The 3,251-nt window shown below is 30.1% G+C and carries 4 protein-coding genes; 1 reads left to right on the plus strand and 3 read right to left on the minus strand.

Annotated elements, in window-relative coordinates:
- Positions 1-265 precede the first annotated feature (265 nt).
- Positions 266-469 (plus strand): hypothetical protein, encoded by a 204-nt coding sequence (locus tag ACKI2P_RS07170; protein ID WP_407376348.1) that lies wholly within the window; start codon positions 266-268, stop codon positions 467-469.
- A 164-nt stretch (positions 470-633) separates the two neighbouring features.
- On the opposite strand, the gene ACKI2P_RS07175 is transcribed toward ACKI2P_RS07170, so the two are convergent.
- The 3 genes from ACKI2P_RS07175 to ACKI2P_RS07185 all read right to left on the minus strand — a co-directional run bounded on the left by ACKI2P_RS07175 (position 634) and on the right by ACKI2P_RS07185 (position 2,932).
- The gene (locus ACKI2P_RS07175; RefSeq protein ID WP_407376349.1) at positions 634-765 is read right to left on the minus strand and encodes a hypothetical protein; all 132 of its coding nucleotides are present in this window, start codon (positions 763-765) and stop codon (positions 634-636) included.
- A complete protein-coding gene (locus ACKI2P_RS07180) occupies positions 755-952 on the minus strand; it encodes a hypothetical protein (RefSeq protein ID WP_296810468.1) in 198 nt (65 codons plus the stop codon). Before ACKI2P_RS07180 ends, ACKI2P_RS07175 begins: the two co-directional genes overlap by 11 nt.
- Before the next feature lie 573 nt (positions 953-1,525).
- Entirely contained in the window at positions 1,526-2,932 is a 1,407-nt protein-coding gene (locus ACKI2P_RS07185) for a hypothetical protein (protein WP_407376351.1), read from the minus strand.
- Between the last annotated feature and the right edge of the window lie 319 nt (positions 2,933-3,251).

Consider the following 3,251-nt stretch of genomic DNA (forward strand, 5'->3'; position numbering starts at 1 on the left):
GACAAACTCCCACTAAAATTAACATAATCTAAATACATTAATAATATTGCATCTAAAACCTATATCCGACATCAAATTAATAGATGTTAAGATTAATAGTTGCAATGATTAGTGATTTGAATACAAATAATTTATATTGGAGTTATTACTTCTATTTTATTATTTTTTTCACGTAATACTTTTACTAGTAAAAATACTCATTACATATCTTAAGTTACTTACATTTGAGTTATATGATCATGTCAGCAAATTCACTGGTGTTGAAGTGCCTTTTGAATGTTTAAAACTTCATATTCAGGAATTGAATTATCAGAAAACAGATTTGATAGTTGAAGCACTATTTGAAATCAACTATAATATTGTGGATGTGGATGAACCCGGTGATGCAGTCATGGAGTTATCCCCTGATGAAATCGATTATATCGAAACAACTGTCAGCAGAGAATATCTCAAAAACAAATTAATTTAGGTTTAGAGGTTGACAACTACTTAGAAGGAATAAATGATGCCCAAACACAAAAACTTAATGATATCTTAGTTGATAGCTTTCCCCAATTGTGTGGAAATGTGGGGTTGAAAATTGTGAAAATTGATTAATCCCTCATTAAAATTATTGACAGAAGGAAAACATGTTTATCTTTGAAGAAGGCAGAAATGATTGTTCCAGTTTTGGCCCAAAGCCTTTTTAGCCATACGAGTTATGGTAGTTTTTCCACTACCATTCGGACCTGCAAAAACAATAACTTCAGGGAGCCTATTTTTCATTTGGATATACTCTCCTTCCGTCAGGATACTCAATGTATGGACTATCCAATTCATCATCATAACCCGCAATAGGAAGTCCTTTAACTTTACATATTTCCTGATCTATCCTAATAGATTCCTTAAACCTTTCAGTAAGCTCTTCATCTGAAATTCCGCAAGTAGAATCCAATTCATTACTTTCAGTCAAAAATAATTCCTCCCTATTAATTGTATTATAAGATATCAATTTCATTAATAATAAACATTTTCAAGTTGCAACTTTATGAAAAAACACAAAATTGTTAATGAATCTTATCAAAGAACAATGTACCAACAATACTATACAAAATATAAGCACTCGCCTAAAAACAGCCAAAACAGCCTTAAAAAATAATTACTTAAAAAACTGTTTTTATGAAAATAAGAATGAATAATGATTAATTAACCTATTTAATAACCAATATCAAGTTATCATGTGCTGAAAGAAATATTAAAGTTTAATAGATATTATAAAGGCCATAAATCATTTAAAAATCTTGTTGCCAGTATACTATTCAAAATATAATGCCCTTTGAAAATAAGCTAAAAAAATTTGGTAAAAATAATTCTTTATTAAAAAAAGAGAGGAACTTTTATCTGCATAAATTTCATCGTAATCAATTCAATACCCATCAGTCGGCAAATGCATAACCCGCATATTACCTGCCCTGACATTTAAATCGGCTTTTTGTCATACAAATTTTTAAAATAAAATAAAATAAAAGCAGATGAATTTAATCATCTACGTAATTTTAAGATTGACATTTTTGGTTACCTTATTATAGTAGCTATTGCCTTTGTAGGTTATTACGGATTTAAAAGTACCTTTTTTAGTCAATGAGGTAATTTTAAATGTTGCAACACCTTTACTGTTGGTATTGGCAGTGTAAGTTTTCTTGTTGACCTTAAGAGTAACCTTAATGTTTTTCATGACCTTATTTAAATTATTTTTCAATGTTATTGTATATTTTTTGGTTTTAACTGATTTTTTGAAAGTTTTTGCCTTAGCAGTTATCTTTGGAGTTGCCTTTAAAACAACTACTTTTGCACTGGCAGAAGACGCTTTAAAACTTTCATCCCCCTCAAATTTAATGTATACATAATATGTTTTAGGAGCCAGCCTTGAAGAGACATCAAAACTTACCTGACCTTTGGCATTGGTGACTTTATTATAAGTATTTCCGTTGAAAATAACTGTGACATTTTCATCAGATAAAACTCGGCCATCCTCATCCTTAAGAGTGAATGTGACTTTACCTGCAACATTATAGGCAGTGGTTAGCTTGGATGATGTGATTTTAGTGGCCGTTTGTACAATGACTGGAACCCACGGGTTTACAGTAACTATGAATGTTTTTGAGAATGTTCCAACATTGTCAAAAGTTTCGCTATACGTGAATAAAACTTTTATAAAATGTGTTCCAACAGTTAAATATTCAAATAGCACCTTTGCAGAGTTTACATCATCAAAATGATATTCCGGGAGGCTAAATCCATCCACATAACAATTCAAAAATCCGTATACGGGTGAAGCGAATTGAAGAGTAACATTATTATTTCCCCCTTCTGTAAATTCCATCCTGTCAAGTTTTGCAGAAATATCTTTATTGTTTTCTACGACCCCTATACTAAAAAATGTATCACCATTTCCTTTATTGGTTTCATATTCAACCCAATAATCAATAAAATCATAACCTACTGTATATATAGGATTACCTCCTATTGGGACAGTTAAATTAACAATTCCAATACCATCAATTATATCAGCAGATGCCAACAAGGTATTATTGAATTTGAAAGGTCCAAAGTCATTCCACCCTGAATAATAAACTCTGAATGTTCCATTAGCCCCAGGAGCTTCCATACGAGCTTGAAATATTTCGCCTTTGGAATTATCATAAAAAGAAGGTGAAACAAACGGTTCAAATTTTTCATCTTTTAAGATTTCTTCTGAGTCATCAGCACCATTTTTTTCATCATCAACTGTTTGAATTACATTTTCATCATCGACTTGAGAGACTGTTAAATCATCAGTCGGTTCAATAGATGTAACATTATCATCAGCAATATCTTCCGATGCACTTGCAGCTCCAATCGATATAATCGCCAATAACATCAATGTTACTAACATTATCTTTTTAAATTTCATATTTACCCCCTCCGATTATTGCAATAATCCATTAATAAACAAATGTCAACCAAAAAAATAGAATGAAAAATGTATTAATTATTTAAAAGCATAGCAAGCTATAAAAACCTTGCATTTTATCTGTAACTATTTAAATAACTTTAATATATAAATTACTAATGTTACTTGCAATCATTCAATCTACAGGTTGTTTGTTTAACCGTAACATGTGAAAGTAATATTAATTTAAGTGTTATGGCACTTATTAAATAATCACTTTTAACCGTTGCATCTTTTTTCAAACATTCAATACTTAAAATTAACTGTTTAATCAAAAGAT

The sequence above is a fragment of the Methanobrevibacter sp. genome, assembly GCF_045541095.1.
Lineage (GTDB): Archaea > Methanobacteriota > Methanobacteria > Methanobacteriales > Methanobacteriaceae > Methanocatella.